22 protein-coding genes and 1 riboswitch are annotated in these 19,893 nt (G+C 40.4%); of the genes, 2 read left to right on the top strand and 20 right to left on the bottom strand.

What is annotated here, in order from left to right:
* Positions 1-8: 8 nt before the first annotated feature.
* Positions 9-1,220 carry a Ger(x)C family spore germination protein gene (locus M3183_RS02580; RefSeq protein ID WP_251466128.1) on the bottom strand — a complete coding sequence of 404 codons (1,212 nt, stop codon included), beginning with the start codon at positions 1,218-1,220 and terminating at the stop codon, positions 9-11.
* Positions 1,217-2,812 (bottom strand): spore germination protein, encoded by a 1,596-nt coding sequence (locus M3183_RS02575; RefSeq protein ID WP_285878456.1) that lies wholly within the window; start codon positions 2,810-2,812, stop codon positions 1,217-1,219. The genes M3183_RS02580 and M3183_RS02575 overlap by 4 nt, the downstream gene beginning before the upstream one ends.
* Before the next feature lie 127 nt (positions 2,813-2,939).
* Here M3183_RS02575 and M3183_RS02570 point away from each other — a divergent pair, with 127 nt between their 5' ends.
* Entirely contained in the window at positions 2,940-3,173 is a 234-nt protein-coding gene (locus M3183_RS02570; RefSeq protein WP_251466125.1) for a YczF family membrane protein, read from the top strand.
* Between the two features lie 12 nt (positions 3,174-3,185).
* On the opposite strand, the gene M3183_RS02565 is transcribed toward M3183_RS02570, so the two are convergent.
* The 4 genes from M3183_RS02565 to M3183_RS02550 all read right to left on the bottom strand — a co-directional run bounded on the left by M3183_RS02565 (position 3,186) and on the right by M3183_RS02550 (position 5,870).
* Positions 3,186-3,395: a hypothetical protein gene (locus M3183_RS02565; protein WP_251466123.1), complete on the bottom strand. Its 210-nt coding sequence runs from the start codon at positions 3,393-3,395 to the stop codon at positions 3,186-3,188.
* 62 nt (positions 3,396-3,457) lie between these two features.
* The gene (locus M3183_RS02560) at positions 3,458-3,724 is read right to left on the bottom strand and encodes a phage holin (RefSeq protein ID WP_251466121.1); all 267 of its coding nucleotides are present in this window, start codon (positions 3,722-3,724) and stop codon (positions 3,458-3,460) included.
* Between the two features lie 110 nt (positions 3,725-3,834).
* Positions 3,835-5,181 carry an ABC transporter permease gene (locus tag M3183_RS02555; protein WP_251466120.1) on the bottom strand — a complete coding sequence of 449 codons (1,347 nt, stop codon included), beginning with the start codon at positions 5,179-5,181 and terminating at the stop codon, positions 3,835-3,837.
* Positions 5,178-5,870 carry an ABC transporter ATP-binding protein gene (locus M3183_RS02550; protein WP_251466118.1) on the bottom strand — a complete coding sequence of 231 codons (693 nt, stop codon included), beginning with the start codon at positions 5,868-5,870 and terminating at the stop codon, positions 5,178-5,180. Before M3183_RS02550 ends, M3183_RS02555 begins: the two co-directional genes overlap by 4 nt.
* A 178-nt stretch (positions 5,871-6,048) precedes the next feature.
* On the opposite strand from M3183_RS02550, the gene M3183_RS02545 reads away from it, so the two are divergent.
* Positions 6,049-8,151, top strand: a complete 2,103-nt coding sequence (locus M3183_RS02545) for a transglycosylase domain-containing protein (RefSeq protein ID WP_251466116.1) — start codon at positions 6,049-6,051, stop codon at positions 8,149-8,151.
* Positions 8,152-8,946: 795 nt separating this feature from the next.
* Here the strand turns inward: M3183_RS02545 and M3183_RS02540 are convergent.
* From M3183_RS02540 to fabG, 14 genes are all read right to left on the bottom strand, one after another.
* Positions 8,947-9,669 (bottom strand): ATP-binding protein, encoded by a 723-nt coding sequence (locus M3183_RS02540; protein ID WP_251466114.1) that lies wholly within the window; start codon positions 9,667-9,669, stop codon positions 8,947-8,949.
* Complete coding sequence (locus M3183_RS02535; protein ID WP_251466113.1) at positions 9,666-10,175, bottom strand: ECF transporter S component; 510 nt, start codon at positions 10,173-10,175, stop codon at positions 9,666-9,668. Before M3183_RS02535 ends, M3183_RS02540 begins: the two co-directional genes overlap by 4 nt.
* Positions 10,165-10,749 carry a cob(I)yrinic acid a,c-diamide adenosyltransferase gene (locus M3183_RS02530; RefSeq protein ID WP_251466112.1) on the bottom strand — a complete coding sequence of 195 codons (585 nt, stop codon included), beginning with the start codon at positions 10,747-10,749 and terminating at the stop codon, positions 10,165-10,167. The genes M3183_RS02535 and M3183_RS02530 overlap by 11 nt, the downstream gene beginning before the upstream one ends.
* Positions 10,746-11,189 carry a bifunctional adenosylcobinamide kinase/adenosylcobinamide-phosphate guanylyltransferase gene (locus M3183_RS02525; RefSeq protein WP_251466111.1) on the bottom strand — a complete coding sequence of 148 codons (444 nt, stop codon included), beginning with the start codon at positions 11,187-11,189 and terminating at the stop codon, positions 10,746-10,748. Before M3183_RS02525 ends, M3183_RS02530 begins: the two co-directional genes overlap by 4 nt.
* Positions 11,141-11,752 carry a histidine phosphatase family protein gene (locus M3183_RS02520; RefSeq protein WP_251466110.1) on the bottom strand — a complete coding sequence of 204 codons (612 nt, stop codon included), beginning with the start codon at positions 11,750-11,752 and terminating at the stop codon, positions 11,141-11,143. The genes M3183_RS02525 and M3183_RS02520 overlap by 49 nt, the downstream gene beginning before the upstream one ends.
* On the bottom strand, positions 11,710-12,477 hold the full coding sequence (cobS, locus tag M3183_RS02515; RefSeq protein ID WP_251466109.1) for an adenosylcobinamide-GDP ribazoletransferase: 768 nt from the start codon (positions 12,475-12,477) through the stop codon (positions 11,710-11,712). The genes M3183_RS02520 and cobS overlap by 43 nt, the downstream gene beginning before the upstream one ends.
* Positions 12,474-13,328, bottom strand: a complete 855-nt coding sequence (locus M3183_RS02510; RefSeq protein WP_311315342.1) for a cobyric acid synthase — start codon at positions 13,326-13,328, stop codon at positions 12,474-12,476. The genes cobS and M3183_RS02510 overlap by 4 nt, the downstream gene beginning before the upstream one ends.
* On the bottom strand, positions 13,325-13,909 hold the full coding sequence (locus M3183_RS02505; protein WP_251466108.1) for a bifunctional adenosylcobinamide kinase/adenosylcobinamide-phosphate guanylyltransferase: 585 nt from the start codon (positions 13,907-13,909) through the stop codon (positions 13,325-13,327). Before M3183_RS02505 ends, M3183_RS02510 begins: the two co-directional genes overlap by 4 nt.
* Complete coding sequence (cbiB, locus tag M3183_RS02500; RefSeq protein ID WP_251466107.1) at positions 13,890-14,849, bottom strand: adenosylcobinamide-phosphate synthase CbiB; 960 nt, start codon at positions 14,847-14,849, stop codon at positions 13,890-13,892. The genes M3183_RS02505 and cbiB overlap by 20 nt, the downstream gene beginning before the upstream one ends.
* Positions 14,846-16,312, bottom strand: a complete 1,467-nt coding sequence (locus tag M3183_RS02495) for an adenosylcobinamide amidohydrolase (RefSeq protein ID WP_251466105.1) — start codon at positions 16,310-16,312, stop codon at positions 14,846-14,848. Before M3183_RS02495 ends, cbiB begins: the two co-directional genes overlap by 4 nt.
* A 5-nt stretch (positions 16,313-16,317) precedes the next feature.
* Positions 16,318-17,373, bottom strand: coding sequence for a FecCD family ABC transporter permease (locus M3183_RS02490; protein WP_251466103.1), 1,056 nt, complete (start codon positions 17,371-17,373; stop codon positions 16,318-16,320).
* A complete protein-coding gene (locus M3183_RS02485; protein WP_251466101.1) occupies positions 17,339-18,301 on the bottom strand; it encodes an ABC transporter substrate-binding protein in 963 nt (320 codons plus the stop codon). Before M3183_RS02485 ends, M3183_RS02490 begins: the two co-directional genes overlap by 35 nt.
* Before the next feature lie 58 nt (positions 18,302-18,359).
* Positions 18,360-18,638, bottom strand: a complete 279-nt coding sequence (locus M3183_RS02480; protein WP_396953688.1) for a transposase — start codon at positions 18,636-18,638, stop codon at positions 18,360-18,362.
* Between the two features lie 210 nt (positions 18,639-18,848).
* Positions 18,849-19,032, bottom strand: a riboswitch (cobalamin riboswitch).
* Between the two features lie 91 nt (positions 19,033-19,123).
* Positions 19,124-19,861 (bottom strand): 3-oxoacyl-ACP reductase FabG, encoded by a 738-nt coding sequence (gene fabG / locus M3183_RS02475; protein ID WP_251466099.1) that lies wholly within the window; start codon positions 19,859-19,861, stop codon positions 19,124-19,126.
* Positions 19,862-19,893 lie beyond the last annotated feature (32 nt).

Genomic DNA, 19,893 nt, shown 5'->3' with positions numbered 1-19,893 from the left:
CCCTCTATTTATTTGTTCATATCAGACCAAAAAGGTTTTCCTCTTACCCCTGATTCCCGGTAATAACTGTGCACTTGAATCTTATAGTCCATCTTGGCAAACTGATTATCCCAATCATCTTTTAACTCTTTCCAACGTTTAGGATTGCTCTTGTGAATACGCTCTCCAAAGCCAAATATATCTGCTTTATACTTTTGCGCTTCTTTGATGGCTGCTTCCACTTCTTTTTTGATAACGTCAGATGTTTTTTTCTCTAGTTCTTCGATTTTATGCGGGTCTTCAATATCAAAATCCGTGTCCATTTCACTTAGCTTAAAAGCTGTGTCAATATCAACGTTGGCAAAAGGTTTTCCATTTTTGAATGTGACGGAAACATCTGTATCGGATAAATAGGGTGTCGTTGTAACCGCATCTTTCTTTCCTTCAAAGTCAAATTTAATCTCGGTTCCTTTCATTTTATTCAATAGCCAAACGGCACCGCGAACATGAAAGTTGTTCAGCCAGCCGACTAATTTTCCTCCCCTGATTACGCCAAGACCATCAACTGACACCATTGCCGGAGGTCTCGTAGTACTAATGTTTTGCGGGGATGTCCCTTTCTCAGGACTTCCCTCCAATACAAATCCGCTGATAACTGGTTCTTTACCAGGACTGGTGATTGCGCCAATTAGGTCATCAATATTCAATTTGATATTTTCGCCCAGCATGGCTTCTGCACTTTCCAGTGTCTTAATAAACCTGTTCATTGGCAGCTTGTCAAGATTCGTTAGGATGGAGATGATATCCTCGGCTCTTTTGTCTTTCGCAATAATCACTACGGTAGTCGTCCGAAATTCAGGATCTCTATCCATTGGATCTAATATATTGTAAATTCCTTCCCTGGCAAGCTCCTCACCAATTACGACAATACTTGTGTGAGCATAATATAGTCTTCTTGGTATCTTCTTTGTTGCCTTTCTGCTTGCCTCAGTAATACTATCACCAGAACTCTCATATACCACAACCGGAGGTCCCTGGCCGCCGCCTCCATTTTGCCCTGAAGCCACATTTCCTGGCACAACTACTTGGAAAGTAACGTCATATTTTTTATCTCCCTCTCCCTTATCAATACCAACTGCCAATACCAATGCTAAATCAGTTAATTCCCGCTGATTCCAGCAGCCGCCAAGGATCGGGATGGAAAAAATAATCAGTATAAAAACAAGAACTAATTTCTTCATGACTCATTCTCTTCCAACTTATCAGATTTATGGGAACTTTGCTTTGGCGGTTTCGGTTTTTGATTTTCCCCGGTTCTGACTACATTTCCTTTGACAATAAATTTAGGCCGGTCTTTAAATGCCCAAAAAGGGTAGCGTATAAACACATCCTGCTGATTTGGACCGCTAAATGGGGCAAGTGGAGCCATATATGGAACCCCAAAAGACCGTAAAGAACATAAGTGAATCGCCATGATCATTAATCCGACCATAATACCGTAGAAACCAATAAGTGCTGCCATGACCATGAGAGCAAAGCGAAGCAGCCTTGCCGCAATGGCCATCGCGAATACTGGTGTGGAAAAGTTGGCAATCGCTGTAATCGATACAACAATGACCATGACCGGGGATACAATACTCGCCTGAACGGCAGCCTGTCCAATAACAAGGGCACCAACAATGGAAACAGCCTGACCAACCGCCCTTGGAAGGCGCAGGCCTGCCTCCCTCAGAATTTCAAATGTGACTTCCATTATCAATGCCTCGACAAAGGCCGGAAACGGTACATTTTCCCGCTGTGCTGCAATCGCGATAGCCAAGGTTGTCGGAATCATCTCCTGATGAAAGGTGGTTGCCGCAATATACAAAGACGGACCAATTAAGGCGATAAGAAAGGAAATAATCCTTAATAATCGCACACTGGTAGAAAGATCAAAACGGGAATAGTAATCATCCGGCGCCTGGAAAAATTGTACAAAAAGGGCCGGAACAGTCAAAACAAACGGGCTCCCATCGGCAATAATCGCTACTCTCCCTTCAAGGAGCTGGGAAGAAACAACGTCCGGTCTTTCTGTATGATACGTCGTTGGAAAAGAGGTAAAGGTTTGCTCTTCAATCAATTGCTCAATATATCCCGAGTCCATGATTGCATCAATATCAATCCGCTGTAATCTTTCTTTTACCTCTTGAATAATTTCTTCCTCTGCAATTCCCTTAATATACAAAAGGGCAATATCTGTTTGTGATACTTTCCCAATTTTCATCGATTCAACCCAAAGATTTGGGCTTTTAATTCTTCTCCGAATTAAAGCTGTATTCGTTCTTAATGTTTCTGTGAATGCATCTTTTGGACCTCGTATTGCTAATTGCTGAGTGGGTTCGGCTATTGATCGCAGTTCTCCCCCTCTTGTTTCGCCGCTGATCGCTTTATTGTAGCCATTCAATAAAATAATCGTACAGCCTGATAATAATGCATTATATAAATCATTCCAGTTTGTAATCGTTTTAATAGACCCTAGCGCAACTGTTTGGTCCATTACATATTGGAAAACATCTACTTCCCTGCTTGAAATCTGCTTGTCCATAAGCGTTTCCACTACAAACTCGCTGATCCCTTTTCCATCTACAATTCCATCGATAAAAAGCAATGCTCCATTGACGATACCGATATTGATTTGCCTGATGACAAGATCAGCACTATGGCCTAATTCTTCTTCAATCCGCGATACATTTGCCGAATAATCTTTCTGGATCACTAATTCTTCCGGTTTGGAAGGATCAAGCTTTTGACGATAATTATCATTTTTTCTTTGTACTTGCTTCTTTTTTAACATTTTCGTTAAAATTGACACAAAATCCGCCCCGCTTTTAAAACTGCTTTATTTTGGTTATGTTATCCAAAAGGACTTTTTTTATCCATAACAGCTATTATGTACTTTTTTTCTAAAAGAGGTGAACCGAGTGAAAACTTTAATTGTCATGTCTCTCTTGACCATATCAATGGTTATTCTTTCAATCCTATTAGATTTAGCATTAGGATATCGTCTAAATGGAATCCTTGTTAAACAATTAAAAGGTTTTAGGGTGACCGAACTAACCGAAATTGTTATCCTGCTTCTATTTGCCATCTATTTTGTTATAAAAGCCATTGTCGGGTTTGTGAAAAAGAAGCAGCAAAAGCAAAATGCCCAATAAAAAAACCCGCCATTATGGCGAGTCGATATCATTCGGTAATTGTTCAGGTTCCACTTCCTTTTGTCGCTTCTTTTTTAACCGGGAAAACCCTTCTATTATTTTTTGAATCCATAGATTTTGTTTTTTCCCATAAATATATTGATTCCATAAATAATATATGAGCTCTTCTAGAAAAGCTATCAGGATGAAAGCCAGCATGATGATTGTTATCCAAAACCACATGATAGGACTCCTTTTTTACTAGGTTAATTCATCCTATTCCATAGCTTCCTGCATGATTCATCCTAATTTGGTTTTTTATAATTCATTGCCCTGACACTGTCGCGATATCCTCTTGTCGTTGGGTCCTGTACAAGGCCAAGCATTGACAGTATAACAAATACAGCATTAACCAGCATGAAGACCCAATCCTTAACGGCTTCTGTTATTTGAATATCGGTGATTCCTAAAGCATTCAGCCCTGTTAATACTAATTGGGCCACAATCAACAGCTGTGAAATAAAGGCAATCACCCAATTTCGGTTTTTAAACCGCACTTTCCAGTTTATCAAAATCCCACCCCGCTTATGATAGAATATGTTTTTCTATTACTATATGCAGAGGGAAGCGAAGGGTTGTCCACTATTAAAAAATCAGGCTCTAAAACGAGAGCCTGACTCATTTAAACTTCTCTTCGCATTGCTTTCAATACATCTACTTTGACAGCCCGAGTCGCTGGCCGGTATCCAGAAAGAATGGTGACGGCATAGCAAATAACAAAACAAATGATTGGCAGAATCCATGGAATATCGCTAAAAATAAGACCTGCCGGCGGCTCTTCCCCTAATGCCTGTTTAATGATGAATGGTATAGCGAAATTGACAGCATAGCTAATCCCGTAAGAAACGATGGTGCCAATGACAGCCCCAATTAAACCGATATAACTGCTTTCAAGCAGAAAAATTCGCTTAATTGTTTTCGGATTGGCCCCGATTGCCTTCATGATGCCAATATCTGGCGCCCTTTCTGTTACTGCCATCGTCATCGTATTATAAATTCCAATAGAAGCAATTAAGATCGCAATCGTACCGATAAAAATAAGCCCTGCCTTCGCAATGTTAAACACCATATTGACTTGTTTTAATTCATTAACGACTGAGTAGGTAGTATAATGTTGATCTTTTAATTGATCGACGATTCCCTGCACTGCTTCCATATTGGTCGCATAGATTTTTACTTCATCATAAATGTCCACATTTGTTTTGGAAACTTCTGGCGCCTCTTCACCTGGGCCAAGCAGCTCTCCATGTGGTGTACCAGTAAAACTCTCAATCTCTTTTACTATTTTCTTAGAAATGAAGACTTTACGATCCTGCATCCATTCCTTCGCTGGTTTTTTCCCGATTCCGACAACGGTTAATTCAAGATTTTTCTCTTCCTGCTTCCCGTTTTTTAATTGTTTAACCGTTAACTCAAGATTTTTGCCAAGTAGTTTTTCCGGGTAACGGTACTTTTTCTTTACATGGCCATTATGATCATATAAATCTTCTACCTCTTCCTTAGTCCCAAGCGAAAAAGGAAAATCATACCCGACTACCACTTCATTGTCGGACTTCGGCAAGCGGCCTGAGGATAATTCAAATCCAGCCTTAACTTCTGACGGGAAATCGGTCACAATTGTTTCTCCACCAGCTTGGTAATTTCCAATCGAATAAATTCCTTCCTGCTGCAGCATGAATCTATTTGTGACTGCTTTCACATCCTTCACCTTTTCAAGTTTCGGAATGTCTTTGTCACTTATTGGCTGAAATCCACCGTCTTTCAGTTCCTTTCCATGAACATCAATTTGTGTCACAATCGATTGTTCCAGCATCTCTTTGACAACGGATTTTTGGAGGCCAAACCCTACAGATGCTAGTACAATTAGGAAGGCACATCCCATGGCCGTTGCCAGGATGGTCATGAATACTCTCGTTCTATTTTTTTTCATATTTTGCCGTACAAAGCGGAATTGATCTCTTATTTTCATGCCAATACACCCTCTTCCACAATCCGGCCGTCTTTCAATTCAATCATCCTGTCACCGATTTCCGCTACCTTTTCATCATGAGTGATGATGAGAAACGTAATCCCATAATCATGGTTCAATTCTTTAATAAATTGAAGTAAACTCTCTTCTGTTTCGCTATCCAGACTGCCTGTCGGTTCATCAGCTAGAATAATAGGCGGGTTTACGATTAGGGCCCTAGCGATACTGACACGCTGCTGTTGTCCCCCTGATAACTCACTTGGATAGTGATCCTGGAAATCTTGCAAACCAACCCTTTCCAACATCTTTGCTGTTTGCTGCTTGCGCTCTTGTTCGCTTACTCCTTTTAAAATGAGCGGCAGTTCCACATTTTGAAACGCGGTCATGCTTGGAATCAATTGAAAGCTTTGAAAAATAAACCCCAGATTATCGATCCGGAAATCAGCAAAACCAGCTTCATTTAGATCAGAAACCTTCACACCATTCATCCAAATTTCTCCTTCTTTCGGATGAATAAACCCGCTTACTAAATTAAGAAGTGTTGATTTTCCTGAGCCGCTTCTGCCAATAATCGTGACAATTTCCCCTTTATCCACCTCAATCGAAATATCTTTTAGCACCGGAATCACCGTTTGCCGTCCTTTTTTCCCAATAACAAACTCGTGACTTAAATTTTTAATCGTAATCATTTTTTTCCTCCTGATTTTTCCTGTTTCACTCTTATAGACGATTATTGATACCATTTCCCCTACAGCTTTTTTGAAAAATATTTTTTGTTTTTGTCGAAAAATGGTTTAGATTGGTCTTTTTTAAAAAGAAAACTTATAATATAGAAAACAAAAATTCCTATTAAAGGTAGGAGATTCGATGGAAAAATTACGTCCAATATGGGAATTTATCGTTCGTTTTTGGAAAAAACGGCATTTAACACAAATCCTATTATTAATCGTATTAGTTGTTGTACTAGGCTCTATTTTATATTTTGCGTGGCTGGCAAGCCGTGCAAATGTCGAATCCTTGAAACAAGGCTTAAACCAGCCGACCGTTATCTATGATAAAGACGGGGATAAAGCGACTAATGTGGTGACGAACCGCACAAAAGGTATAAAAATTGAAAATGTTCCAAAATATGTTCCAAATGCTGTTGTCGCGATTGAGGATGAACGCTTTTATGAACATAATGGCTTTGATATTAAAGGAATTGCCCGCGCGTTTTTTGGAAACCTTTTTGCCGGCAGAGTAACCGGCGGCGGAAGCACTCTTACCCAGCAGCTGGCGAAAAATGCTCTTCTTTCACCGGAACGTACCTATAAGCGGAAGGCGGAGGAATTATTTTTAGCAGTCAAAATTGAAAAGGTATATAAAAAGAACGATATACTGCAAATGTATTTAAACCAGGTTTATTTTGGCGGAGGCGCCTGGGGAATCGCCAATGCTTCGAAGAAATATTTTAATAAGGATATTAACGATATTTCGATTAGCGAAGCAGCCATGCTTGCAGGACTCTTGCATTCACCAAACTATCTAAACCCTTATAATAATTATGATTTGGCGATGAAACGAAGAAATGTTGTGCTTGGGAAAATGAAGGAGCTCGGCATGATTACAAACGCTCAGTATACAGAAGCCAAAAATGAAAAAATCAATTTGGAAGATGGCGGAGGAAGCTTTATTGAACGCAAATATCCATATTATGTGGATGCGGTCTTAAATGAAGCAATTTCTAAATACGGCTTAACCCAGGAGGAAATTTTAACACGAGGGTACCGTATCTATACTGAAATGGACCAAAACCTTCAACAAGGTCTGGAAACGGTCTTTAGTAAAGATTACTTGTTCCCACGGCGAATGGGCGGAGAATTGGCTCAGGGCGGTGCCGTACTGATGGATCCAGCATCTGGCGGTGCGCGTGCACTTGTCGGCGGCCGCGGCGAGCATATATTCCGCGGATTCAACCGGGCCACCCAGCTTCGTGCACAGCCTGGGTCATCGATAAAACCATTAGTGGTTTATACAGCGGCATTAGAGAATGGATATAAATACACTTCCGAACTTGAGGATAAGTCAATGAAATTCGGGAAATACAAACCAGAAAATTTCTCCCGGACCTATTCAGGAAAGGTTCCGATGTATAAAGCGCTGGAGGAATCATTAAATATCCCGGCTGTATGGCTTTTGGATCAAGTTGGTTTGAATAAAGGAATTGAGAAATTACACAAATTTGGCATTCCTGTTGAAAAAGCGGACAAGAACCTTGCCATTGCCCTCGGCGGCATGAGTACAGGTGTTTCACCAATGCAAATGGCCAATGCTTTCACTGTCTTCCCAAATGGCGGTAAACGACAGGAAAGCCATCTGATTACAAAAATTGTCGGCCCTACCGGAAACGTCATCGCCGAACGCGAACCAGTTACAACAAAAGTAACATCCAAAAAAGTGACCGATGAAATGACATCGATGCTGCTCAATGTTGTGGAAAGCGGAACAGGCCGTCGTGCACACATCCCGGGATTGCCGCTTGCCGGAAAGACAGGTTCTACACAGCTCCCATTTAGCGGTGTATCAGGCACTAAAGACCAATGGATGGTCGGATATACACCAAATCTTGTCGGGGCTATCTGGATCGGTTTCGACAAAACGGACCGTCAGCACTATTTACCAAGTGCTAGTTCATCCAATGTCGTTCCAATTTTTAAGGAAATGATGCGGACATCCAGAACCTATCTGCCAAAAGACGAGTTCGATGTTGTATCCATTAATGATCAGCTGGCTGGAAAAAAAGCGGCTGATAAAAACTTTGAAAACCAGGCAAAACAAATCAGTCAAGAATTAAATGACAATGCTAAAAAAATTGGCACCACCCTTAAGGAACAAGCACCTAAATGGAAGGAAGGATTAGATAAGGTCCTCGTCACGATTGGTAAAGGGGTCAGCGCCATTGTTGATAAAGTAAAAGACATAAGCCAATAGCACGCCTGACTCAGGCGTGCTATTTTTATTTGCAGAGGTGGGGCGGCTGCTAGGATATCTGCGGGTTTGGCACAGATATCTGCGAGTTGAACTAGTTTATCTGCGACTTGCTTTAATTGGGATTCAACTTTATATTTTATCTGCAGGTTTCAATCAAATATCTGCGAGTTTAACCCGGATATCGGCGAGTTGAACTATTTATCTGCGACTTGCTTTAATCAGAATTCAATTTTCAATTTTATCTGCAGTATTTAATCAGATATCTGCGGGTTTGGCCCAGATATCTGCGAGTTTGGCTAATTTATCTGCAAGTTGACTTAATTAGAATTCAACTTTATATTTTATCTGCAGTTTTCAATCAGATATCTGCGGGTTTAGACCCGATATCTGCGAGTTTAACTAGTTTATCTGCGGGTTTGGTTATTTTATCTGCGACTTGCTTTAATTAGAATTCAATTTTTAATTTTATCTGCAGGTTTCAATCAGATATCTGCGGGTTTAGCCCCGATATCTGCGAGTTGAACTAGTTTATCTGCGAGTTTGGCTATTTTATCTGCGACTTGACTTAATCAGAATTCAATTTTTAATTTTATCTGCAGTTTTTAATCAGATATCTGCGAGTTTAGACCCGATATCTGCGAGTTTAACTAGTTTATCTGCGGGTTTGGCTTTTTTATCTGCGACTTGCTTTAATCAGAATTCAATTTTCAATTTTATCTGCAGTTTTTAATCAGATATCTGTAATTTTTTCATTTTATCTGCAGTTTTGGCGGATATATCTGCAGTTTTCACATTTTATCTGCAATTCCTAATTTCTAATGAATGCATATAGGTCCCTGCCAGCTTTTTTAATTCATCTGCCTGTTCATTCCGATAAGCAGCAATAAAACAGGTTGCTGGACCTGATGATTTCCACACATCTATATCGGAAACCACCATTTCCTTTTTCAACATACAATCAGGAAACATTTGCTCAAGCTCATAGAATATCCCCCTGGACCCGACCGGCCAGGTGATGACTCCATCCATTTTAGCAATATCTCGAAAAACCGATAATGGCACCACTTGATTTTCTTGATCAATCACCTCACTGCCCACCAAAGGAAGTCCGATCACTGCTAAGTTTAAATCTTCATCATACGAAATTTCATTTTCCCGCTTAGCTGCCCTTTTACCGATCACCAGCATTCCAATCGCCGATTGCAGCAGCTGAAAATTACTTTCTGTACTTCCAGTAACGGGAACATCCGTTAAATCAAGTTCGAATAATCCTTTCTGGATTCCATTCACAAGCTCTTCCCATGGCTCATTTCCGCAAAAATTATGAAGGACTACTGTAATAGGCTCTCCACCTGCAGCAATACATTCCATAACGGCCACTCGGAATGAATAATAAGCAACTGTTTCATATGGCACCTGAACCTGATCATCTGCCCTCATCCCAATTCCGCCGCTATTATCACTGGCAATAATCAGGCTTGCGCCTCCGTCAAACGGAATGGTCACCACATCCCTCATCGTTTTACCGCTTCCTTAGCACCACCATGTGTTACTAATGAAACTAGACGAGGAATAGCGAACAAAGCAATGACTGTATTGATTATAGAACCAATCAATAGTGAGGGAACCATTGAAACATAAAAGGCTTTATTTATTAAAAAGATAAATGGCACTGGGGCTGCTAATGAATTGCCAAGGACAAAAATAATTCCGGACAAAAGCCGTTGTTTCTTTTTGTAAATCACCCCAAATAGCCAAACAAGGACAGCCATCTCGCCGGCAATCAGAAAGTGCATCGGCCCCAGCGGAAATCCGCCTAACAAGGCCGATAACAAATGTCCTGCCGCTCCTACAATCGCACCAGCCACGCCGCCTAATAGAGCTCCTGCCAATAATGCCGGAAAAGCATCCAGGGCAACACTCGATACAATGGCAGGTACTTTTATCGCCGCGCCAACGACAGATAAGGCGGTAAACATTGCCAGCCAGCTGATTAATTTTCCATTTAGCTTATTACTTTTCATCTTTACGCTTCCCGTCCCTAAACACCTTTGCACTGCGGGCGTATTCCACATCCTTTACATTTAAACGGCAGTTAATAACTCTTGCCAATGCAAAGAAATAATCTGATAACCGGTTTAAATACTGCAATGCCAATACAGGTGTTTTGGGATCTGATTTTAATAGAGAAACGACTAATCTTTCTGCACGGCGGGTAACGGTTCTGGCAATATGAATGGATGCGGCCGGCTTTGAACCTCCAGGTAAAATAAATCTCTCTAATTCCGGTGCCTCTTTAATATACTCATCAATTTTTGCTTCTAAATAATCAATGGACTCCTGCTGCAGCTTTGATGGTCTTTTTTCTGTTACATTTGCCAAGTCACCGCCGCAGTCAAATAATTCATGCTGGATTTTTTCAAGATCATCAAGAACATCTTTAAAAATGGCCGGATCCAGTTCCGTTACCGCCTGGCCGACAAAGCAATTTACTTCATCAACCGTGCCATAGGCTTCTACACGAATATCATCTTTATCCACTCTTCCCCCGATAATACTTGTCTGCCCTTTGTCCCCAGTTCTTGTATAAATTCTCATTCCTCTTCTCCCCCTGCTTTAATAGTGTGATTGATCCCATACCAAATAATATCTACTTTTTCAGCCCTTGCCGCTAAATCCTGAAAAGCCCAGCCTGCAGCATCACGCCAGCGGCGGTTTTCTTTTTCAACTGGGACAATGCCTTTCGTAATATCTGTCCCAATGATCACGATGATGCGGCCCGGCTTTTCTTTCTCCCATGACTGCCACTGATCCAAACAGCGGTTCCAAACATTCCGGCATTCATTCAGATTATACTTATTAGTAAATTCTTTTACCCACAGTTCAATTCCTTCTAAAACCAGCAAATTCCCTTCTATAGTACTTACATCTATCGGTAAGGAAGCATTTTCGTAAGCCGAAATCCAATGGTAACCCTTGTACGTTTGCTTTACCCAGGCTCTTTTTCCGTTAAAGGCACCTCCTGTAACAAAGTGCATCGCTCATCTCTCCTTAATGAATCTTTATTAAAAATTAGTTCCAACCCTAAGTGATGCGGTACCTGCCAAGTCCAAAACTCTTTTGGCTCGGGTGCATATTTCGTTAATAAATATCTAATAACTCCGCCATGGGTGATCACCGCACACCGGCTGATATTTTTTGAAAAAATTTCATCCTTCAGCTTTTCCCAGCCTGCCTCGACTCTAACTGAAAACTGCTGAAAAGACTCCCCTTTTGGCGGACAGATGCTAAAAGGGGCAGACAGCCATTTCTGATAATGTCCATCTTCCTTTAAATCTTCATATGTTTTTCCTTCCCAAACGCCGAAATTCATCTCTCGTAATTCATGGAGACAAACAGGAGCAGCCTGTGGAAATAAACATTTCGCCGTATCGACACATCGTTTTAAATTGCTGGAAAAATAACATTCATATTCTCTTTTCAGCGGAAGCATTTTCACATCAGTGGATAATGGTGAATCTGCCCATCCTACGTATTCTTTTCGCTTATTGGCTTCCGTTAAACCATGACGAAATAATGCAATAACCACAGAGTCATCCATAAAATCAGTTCCGTCCCCTCTACTGTCGCTCCCAGCACATCCCCTGTCATACCGCCAAACCATTTCACCACTTTTCTTCGAATCAAAAAGAAGGAAACAGAAGCAGCCGCAAATAAAATCCAGGAGATTGGAAAAAGTAATACCATTGCCAGCCAATAAACTGGATAAATCCAAAGCGCTTTCAAATCAGCAGCCTTTTGGAACATAAAGCCCAGTCCTTCTTGCTTTGCTGACTTAACTGTGAGAAGAATAACTCCCATCACAGATTTACTTAAAAATGGAATAACAGCAATCAAAACAAAAAATAAAGGTTGTACATTTACGGTCATTTCATAGATAAAAAGAAATCGGCAGCTTAATAAAACGATAATGGAAATCACACCAAATGCCCCTGTTCTAGGGTCTTTCATGATTTCCAGTCTTTTGTCTTGGTCCTGATAGGAAAAATAAGCATCACTTGCATCCATCCAGCCATCAAGATGGATCCCGCCCGTTAAAACAATCGTCACTAACCACACCAAAAAGGCAGCTGCCAAATAAGAAAAAGGAGTATATTCAAGCAAGGAATACAGTAAGCAAGAATAAATAACCCCTTGAAACAATCCCAGCAATGGAAAGGCTTGAATCGTTCTTTTAAGATGATCTTGATCCATTGGAAATTGTTTAGAAATTGGAATTGCAGTAAAAAATTGCAGTCCAATCAAAAAACCTCTAATCCATTTCATCCCTTTTTGCTCCATTGATGGATGATATCTTTTACTAACTCCCATTTTAGCTGGCTTTTTACGTATGCTGCGACCTCATCTAATCTTTGATCCTTTTCCTCTTTCGTACTCGAATCCCGATCTAAAGGCTGGCTTGAAAGCGAGTCCTCTACATCAATTAAATGATTCCCGATAAAAGGCAAAACCCCAAGGACCGGTACACCTGTTTTTTCCTCCAGCCAATCAATTCCATCCTGAAATAAACGAATATCCCCGTAAAACTTATTAATAATGACACCAACGACCCGTTTCCGCTCCATTGGTGTAAGCAGTTCCAGTGTACCGACAATACTGGCAAACGCACCGCCCCGGTCAATATCCGTTACAAGGATAACCGGTACATCGGCTAATTCTGCCACTTTCATATTGACAATTTCACGGTCTTTTAAATTAATTTCAACTGGGCTGCCAGCACCTTCGATGACAATGAGTTCATATTCCTCTGCCAATTTAGCCAAGGAAGTTTCAATGGCAGAGACGGCTTTTTCATAAAAGTTCTCACGATAGCCGCTGCCGGAAATGATCTCAATTCTCCTTCCAAAGAAAACAACCTCAGCCTCTTGATTAGGACGAGGCTTTAACAGAATCGGATTCATCCATTCCGTTGCCTTAATTTTTGCGGCTTCTGCCTGCACGGCCTGGGCAATGCAAATTTCTTTCCCATCAGGTGTGATGGTAGAAAAATTGGACATATTCTGCGATTTAAATGGGGCTGTTTTTATACCTTCATTGGCAAAAATACGGCACAGTGCCGTAACGATAAAACTTTTTCCAACATCAGAGGAAGTGCCCTGAATCATAATACCCTTCATTTTTCTGCCCCTTTCATTAAGATAGGGATGCCGGCCTCAATTAAATAAGCGTGATCGGCTTCCTTGACTAAATGCTGATGAATTTGTCCTAATAATCTCGCGTAAGTAAAAACAAGTTCGTTTCCGAATATTGGCTCATTTAATACTTCATTGCTGACGACAATCATCGCTTTTGCACGGCTTTTTATACAATGAATTCCTGTTAAAATAGTTCTCTTCACTTTTTTCAGGAACTTTTCATCCCAAACATCTTGTTCCGAAAATAATTCATTATTTAATAGAGTGGTAACACAATCAAGCAGAATAATATCATTGCTGCCAATTTGTGGAGCAGCTGTTTCAATCCTGGTAGAATGTTCAATCGTTCTCCAAGGCTGTTTTGCTGTTTGTCGGTCACGTTGATGTTTTTCAATCCGAATTGCCATCTCATGATCAGTGGAAACACCTGTAGCAAAATAGGTAAGCACACCTCCAGTTTCCTGCGCCATTTTTTCTGCCATTCTTTCCGCAAAACTGCTTTTACCGCTCCTAACTCCTCCTGTAATAAAAATGAAAGAGGGATTAGTTAATAGCGATTTCAAGGAAAAGCCCTCCAATCCATAAAAACAACAAAAATAACAACACCGTTCTGCCTAAAATCTGATTGGCCTCTAAAATATGATTGGCTTGGATTGGATGAACAGGGTCGCCCATTTTTGCCCGGTTTGATATCATCCCTTTATAATAGTTCACTCCACCAAGCTGGATTCCTAAAATCGAAGCAACAGCAGCCTCTCCCCAGCCGCTGTTTGGACTGGGATGTTTTTTTGCATCCCGGAATAAAATTGCCCAGGCATTCCGATAACTCATGCTTGTGGGACGATTCCCTAACAGCATGGTCAAACCAGTCAGCCTGCTGGGAATCCAGTTCATGACATCATCCCATTTTGCCGACGCCCAGCCGAACTCCTTGTACCGATCATTCAGATGACCCACCATAGAGTCACAAGTATTCGTTGCGCGGTATAGCATTGCCAGCGGCGCTCCGCCAATGAAGGCCCAAAATAATGGGGCGGTTACCCCGTCACTCGTATTTTCCGCCACTGTTTCAATGGCACCTCGGGAAATTTCAGCTTCATCCAAGGTCTCTGTATCCCTGCCCACAATATAGGAAAGTTTTTTCCTGGCCTCTGTCAGGTCGCCCTCATTTAATGGCTGGAAAACTTCAAGGGAGGCAGTTTTTAAACTTTTTTGAGCAATGGCTGAAGAAATGATGATGCCCTCTGCCACCATCCCAACTATCGGGTGAATCTTGTAAGCTATTAAAACCGCTGCCAGTACGATAGCAAAGACCAATAATATGACAAAAAAGAGCATCCCGGCACCTTTTATTCTTTTATGACTGCCGGTATTCCATCTTTTTTCGAAAAAAGTAATCAATGATCCGATCCATCGGACAGGATGCGGCCAATTCGGCGGATCGCCAATCAACAAATCAAGGATATAGGCAATTGAGATGGAAACTAAATGGTAACCTATCATAAATGTTTTCTTCTCCGTGATTTTTGAACAGCCTTTGTCGTACATTGATAGACAGCATGACCTATTACCTTTCCCAGCGGTGTAATGGTACCGGCATACTCTAAATACTTACCCGTTTGAGCAGCTGCAACCAGGATGCTGTCGGTTGACGTACCTGTGGCAATCGTCCCTGTCACTTTATCAACTACCTCTAAGTCAACCATTGCTTTAGCTTTTGCTTCTGTTGCAGTCATAATGCTTTGGATAAACGCTTCCTCACTAAGCTCGCCATTCACGAAAATCCACGTATTGATGGTCCCTGGAACCATTTCAAATGTGTGCTGGCCGCTCTTAGAAGGATCTACCGCATTACCAACACCAGCCGTGACCACTACAAAAATGGAGAATTCATCTGTTTGATGATATTGGTATTCAACATCCTCGAGGTATACTGCCGTCATCATCCCTACTGTTTCAGATGGTTCGAACCCGTTTGCCCGTAAAAATGATGCCATTTCTGCTTTGTGATCATCACAGTTGTAATCCTTGTTTACATGACGGTTTACAAATAGCTGGTGCCACCCAGTTCCAGCTCCTATGACGCCAGAGGACATGGTTCTTAATGGAAAAGGTGCTTTCAGCAAAATAAACTCATCTGATTGATGCAGCATTTTTTCATTAATTTCAATCTCTTCAGCAGCCTTCTGGATTTCTGGAAGAAGTACCATCTGCGGGGCAGCCACTTTTGGATGCGGGTGTTTTTGGATGTTTGTTCGATACACATCACGAATCGTTTCTTCCCTTAGAACTTCATTGGGGACATGATTGATTTTGATGACCCCATTTTCCAGCAAAAGCAGCCGGTCGCAATACAATCCGGCAAGATTCAAATCATGAAAAATAGAAACCACGGTCAGTCCCTTTTCTGTCGTCCATTGTTTTAATAAATCCAGTAATTCTTTTTGATACGATAAATCGAGGTGGTTGGTCGGCTCATCAAGCAAAAGAATTTCCGGCTCCTGTGCCAGAGCTTGCGCCAAAAATACCCGCTGTTTCTCGCCGCCTGATAATTCTTGAAGATGTTTTTCTTGAAACTGTGAGACACCAATCTGTTTCATGACCTGTTGAACAACTGTTTCATCTTTCCCGCTCCATGTCTGGAACAACCCCTTTTGATGGGCATACCTGCCAAGTGACACGGTTTCTTTTACCGTATAGGAGAAGGATTGAGAGGAGTGCTGGGAAAGTACAGCCACCTTTTGTGCCAGCTGCTTTGGGCTGTAGGACTGAATTTTTTCTCCGCCAATCAGCACCTCTCCCTGTTGGATGGGCAAGATTCCGCTTAGCATTTTTAATAAGGTTGTTTTTCCGCTACCATTAGGCCCAAGGATCCCAAACAGTTCTCCTTTTTCAACGATGAAAGAAACATCTTTTACCACTGCTTCGCCTGTATAACCGCCCGTCACATGCTGCACGCTAAGCATTTCCATCAACTTCTTTCCATTCTTTTTCTTTGCAATAAAATCGCTGCGAAAACAGGGGCGCCTATTAAAGCTGTAATAACCCCTATCGGCAATTCAGTTGGGGAAATGATGGTTCTGGAAATTAAATCAGCCAAAATCAAAAACCCGCTTCCAATCAAAATAGATAATGGCAGCAGATGCTTATGATCAGGTCCCCAAACAATTCGAACTAAATGTGGAATCACCAGTCCAACAAAACCAATAGTCCCTGATACTGCAACGGCTGCTCCCGTTAAAATGGAACCTGCAATTAAGACAAGCAGCTTTCGTTTTTGCACATTAACGCCTAAATGATGTGCCCTCTCTTCTCCAAACGACATGGCATTTAATTCTTTGGCATTGAAAAGAAGAACAGCTGAACCAATGATAAAGAATGGCAGAATAATCTTGATATATTCCCAGCCGCGCATGGAGACACTTCCCAACAGCCAGCCGATAATCTGCCGCAGTTCATCTCCGGTCAACGCAATCATCAGCGAAATCAAAGCTCCTAAAAAGGAACTAAAAATAATACCGGTAAGAATAATCGTTTCAACCCGCATGGAACGTTCAATTTTTCGCGCAAATGTTAAAACCACGAAGATGGTTAAAAATGAAAAAAGAATACTTAATAATGGTAAGGTGAAAAATCCTACAAAGGGAATCGACAGATTAAAAAATAATGTAATAACAGCACCGACTGATGCCCCTGAGGATACACCTAATGTGTACGGATCTGCCAGTGGATTCCGTAAAAGGCCTTGAAAGGCAGCTCCTGCAATAGCAAGAGATGCACCGACAAGACCAGATAAAATCACTCTTGGCAGCCGTATATTTAACACAATACTGCTGTTCATTGGGTCAATATTAGAAATAGAAATACCCAAAAGCTTTGCCCCAATGATTTTTACTATCGTGAGGACCGGAACAGAAACCGTTCCAATGGAGATCCCCATGATAATGGAAATAATTAAAAAAATAAATGCAATACCATACGCTGTAAATTTATTATTTAAAAACTTCAGGATAGATCGCCTTGGCAAGATCCTCTACTCCTTCGATGATTCTCGGACCTGAACGGGTTACGCGATCTGAATCAACATCAGTGACTTGCTTATTTTTAATAGCATTTACATTTTCCCAGCCTTTACGGGACAAAACCTGTTCGGCTGGATTTTTCACATAGTATCCATAAGTGGTAAGGATAACATCCGGATTTCGTTTAATCATTGCTTCTTGATCAATCTTTGCCCAGCCTTCTAAATCACCGGCAATGTTTTCAGCATTAATCGTCTTAAGCATTTCATTCATGAACGTATTTTTACCTGGTGAATAAATTTCAGGTGCTGGAGATACTTCCACTAATACTTTTTTCTTTTCTTTGATTGTCGCAGCTTTTTCTTTAATGGACGCTAACTTGTCCTTCATCCCGTTTACAATCTCTTCTGCTTTCTTATCTTCACCTGTTGCTTTCCCAATCATCAGAATGGAATTATATACTTGCTCGAAATTTTGTGCATCGTTTACGATTAAAACTTTAATGCCAGCATCTTCCAATTGTTTAAGACCTGCTTCAGAGTTATGAGCAGTAGAAGCATGTGCTAACACTAAATTTGGTTTTAATGAAATAATTTTTTCCAGGTTAATTTCCTGACCGCCAATTTTCTCTTTCTTTGTAACATCTTCTGGATAATTATCAAAATCAGAAACTCCGACAACTTCGTCTCCAAGACCCAATGCATAGGCAATTTCTGTGTTACTTGGCATTAAAGACACAATTTTTTCCGGTTTCTTATCAATCACCACATCATTATCCAGTGCATCCTTCACCGTCACCGGAAAAGCTGCCTGCTCTGTTTTGTTTGTATTCGTTTTATTCTCTTGCTTTGACTGATCCTGCTTTTCCCCGCAGCCAGCTAGTACTCCGGTAATTAATATGAATACGAATATCAGCGAATATAGCTTCTTCATTTGTTGTTTCCCACTTTCCAAGGAATTTATTTTTATTGATAAAATTCAGATAAAAAAGTTATTTTCTTGCTACAATAGCCATAGCCTTTTTTAAAATTTCATTTTCTTCTTTAAGACGGTTAATTTGTTCTTGCAATTTAATAAAATCTTGTAAAGTGACAACCGTCCCATCTTCTAGTTCGACTGGAGCATATTTTTTTATCCATTTATAAATTGTTACTTCTGATACATTAAATTCACTGCTCAAACTTTTTACTGATTTACCAGATTGGTATAGTTCTACAACCATTTTTTTAAAGTCTTCATGGAATCTTTTACTTACTTGGTTATTATCCATAAAGGACTCATCCCTTCATTTACATTGTTGTATATAACTTTAGAACATGAAAAAAACGACCACCAGCCATCACTATAGCTTGCTTTTTGTTATATTTATTTCACGAAAGTTATCTATTAAATAAAAAAACAACACCCCCAAAAAAGAGGATGTTGTTGGATGATTAGAATACACGTAGATCATTCTTCACAACCTCCCTATCCTCGTAGGTTTAGTTTGAAAAAATAGGCAGGTTTCCTGGCTCATGATCATCGCTTCCTATGCCTTCCCATCATTTTGACAGTGACATCGATTAGGTTGCTCCCATTTACAGTGGCGGGACCGCGTTGGCTTTTAACCAAACTTCCCTATTAAGCTAAAGTTTTAATTTAGCACCTATTTTTTTAATATTTTATTAATATCAATTCTATTATTCATTATAATAATTACTTTGTAAATACATAATACCTAAGGAATACAAATTTTTACTTTAGCGGTATTTATCATTAAACTACTAGGCCGCCATCAACACTGAGAATCGTTCCATTAATATATCCTGCTTCATCGGAAGCCAGGAACAAATAGGCATAGGCTATATCCTCAGGTTTACCCAATTTTCTTAATGGTGTTTTACTTTCCATCAAGTCTAATATTTTTTTGGGTACTTTGGCCGTCAAATCCGTCATAACAAATCCTGGGGCAACTGCATTTACACGAATACCTTTAGGACCTAATTCTTTTGCCCAACTTTTTGTAAGCCCGATAACTCCGGATTTTGTGGCAGCATAATTGGTTTGGCCGATATTTCCATATAATCCGACAACTGAAGAGGCATTAAGGATCACACCGTTTCCTTGCTCAATCATAATTGGAACAACCTCTTTTGTACATTTAAATACTCCTGTTAGGTTTACAGAAATTACTTTTTCCCATGAATCTTCATCCATCTTTGTCAATAAACCATCAATTGTGATACCAGCATTGTTAAGTAAAATATCAATCTTTTTATGTTTATTTAACGTCTTTTCTATCATTTGTTTAATTTGATTTGTATCGGATACATCCACTGATAAAAATGTAATATCTCCTAAACTTTCAAGTTCATTTACTGCTGCAGCCCCTGCCTCAGCATTATAATCACAAATGACAACTTTTGCACCTTCTTGCAAAAATTTTTTTGCTGTTTCTTTACCAATACCATTTGCACCACCCGTAATTAAGGCAACTTTTCCTTCAAGTTTCATTTTATTCCCTCCCTGCCAATATCGAAGATTGA

The sequence above is a fragment of the Neobacillus mesonae genome (assembly GCF_023715155.1).
GTDB classification, from domain to species: domain Bacteria; phylum Bacillota; class Bacilli; order Bacillales; family Cytobacillaceae; genus Neobacillus; species Neobacillus mesonae_A.
This window is presented reverse-complemented; position numbering and strand designations above follow the sequence as displayed.

What these genes read in the sequence shown, in the direction of transcription:
- M3183_RS02545 (WP_251466116.1), top strand. Translation starts at nt 6,049, where the DNA reads ATGGAAAAATTACGTCCAATATGGGAATTTATCGTTCGTTTTTGGAAA.
- M3183_RS02495 (WP_251466105.1), bottom strand. Translation starts at nt 16,312, where the DNA reads ATGCTTAGCGTGCAGCATGTGACGGGCGGTTATACAGGCGAAGCAGTG.
- M3183_RS02575 (WP_285878456.1), bottom strand. Translation starts at nt 2,812, where the DNA reads ATGTTAAAAAAGAAGCAAGTACAAAGAAAAAATGATAATTATCGTCAA.
- M3183_RS02535 (WP_251466113.1), bottom strand. Translation starts at nt 10,175, where the DNA reads ATGAAAAGTAATAAGCTAAATGGAAAATTAATCAGCTGGCTGGCAATG.
- M3183_RS02580 (WP_251466128.1), bottom strand. Translation starts at nt 1,220, where the DNA reads ATGAAGAAATTAGTTCTTGTTTTTATACTGATTATTTTTTCCATCCCG.
- M3183_RS02480 (WP_396953688.1), bottom strand. Translation starts at nt 18,638, where the DNA reads ATGGATAATAACCAAGTAAGTAAAAGATTCCATGAAGACTTTAAAAAA.
- M3183_RS02550 (WP_251466118.1), bottom strand. Translation starts at nt 5,870, where the DNA reads ATGATTACGATTAAAAATTTAAGTCACGAGTTTGTTATTGGGAAAAAA.
- fabG (WP_251466099.1), bottom strand. Translation starts at nt 19,861, where the DNA reads ATGAAACTTGAAGGAAAAGTTGCCTTAATTACGGGTGGTGCAAATGGT.
- M3183_RS02530 (WP_251466112.1), bottom strand. Translation starts at nt 10,749, where the DNA reads ATGAGAATTTATACAAGAACTGGGGACAAAGGGCAGACAAGTATTATC.
- M3183_RS02510 (WP_311315342.1), bottom strand. Translation starts at nt 13,328, where the DNA reads ATGAAGGGTATTATGATTCAGGGCACTTCCTCTGATGTTGGAAAAAGT.
- cobS (WP_251466109.1), bottom strand. Translation starts at nt 12,477, where the DNA reads ATGAAATGGATTAGAGGTTTTTTGATTGGACTGCAATTTTTTACTGCA.
- M3183_RS02555 (WP_251466120.1), bottom strand. Translation starts at nt 5,181, where the DNA reads ATGAAAATAAGAGATCAATTCCGCTTTGTACGGCAAAATATGAAAAAA.
- M3183_RS02540 (WP_251466114.1), bottom strand. Translation starts at nt 9,669, where the DNA reads ATGAGGGATGTGGTGACCATTCCGTTTGACGGAGGCGCAAGCCTGATT.
- M3183_RS02525 (WP_251466111.1), bottom strand. Translation starts at nt 11,189, where the DNA reads ATGCACTTTGTTACAGGAGGTGCCTTTAACGGAAAAAGAGCCTGGGTA.
- cbiB (WP_251466107.1), bottom strand. Translation starts at nt 14,849, where the DNA reads ATGATAGGTTACCATTTAGTTTCCATCTCAATTGCCTATATCCTTGAT.
- M3183_RS02565 (WP_251466123.1), bottom strand. Translation starts at nt 3,395, where the DNA reads ATGTGGTTTTGGATAACAATCATCATGCTGGCTTTCATCCTGATAGCT.
- M3183_RS02485 (WP_251466101.1), bottom strand. Translation starts at nt 18,301, where the DNA reads ATGAAGAAGCTATATTCGCTGATATTCGTATTCATATTAATTACCGGA.
- M3183_RS02520 (WP_251466110.1), bottom strand. Translation starts at nt 11,752, where the DNA reads ATGGATGACTCTGTGGTTATTGCATTATTTCGTCATGGTTTAACGGAA.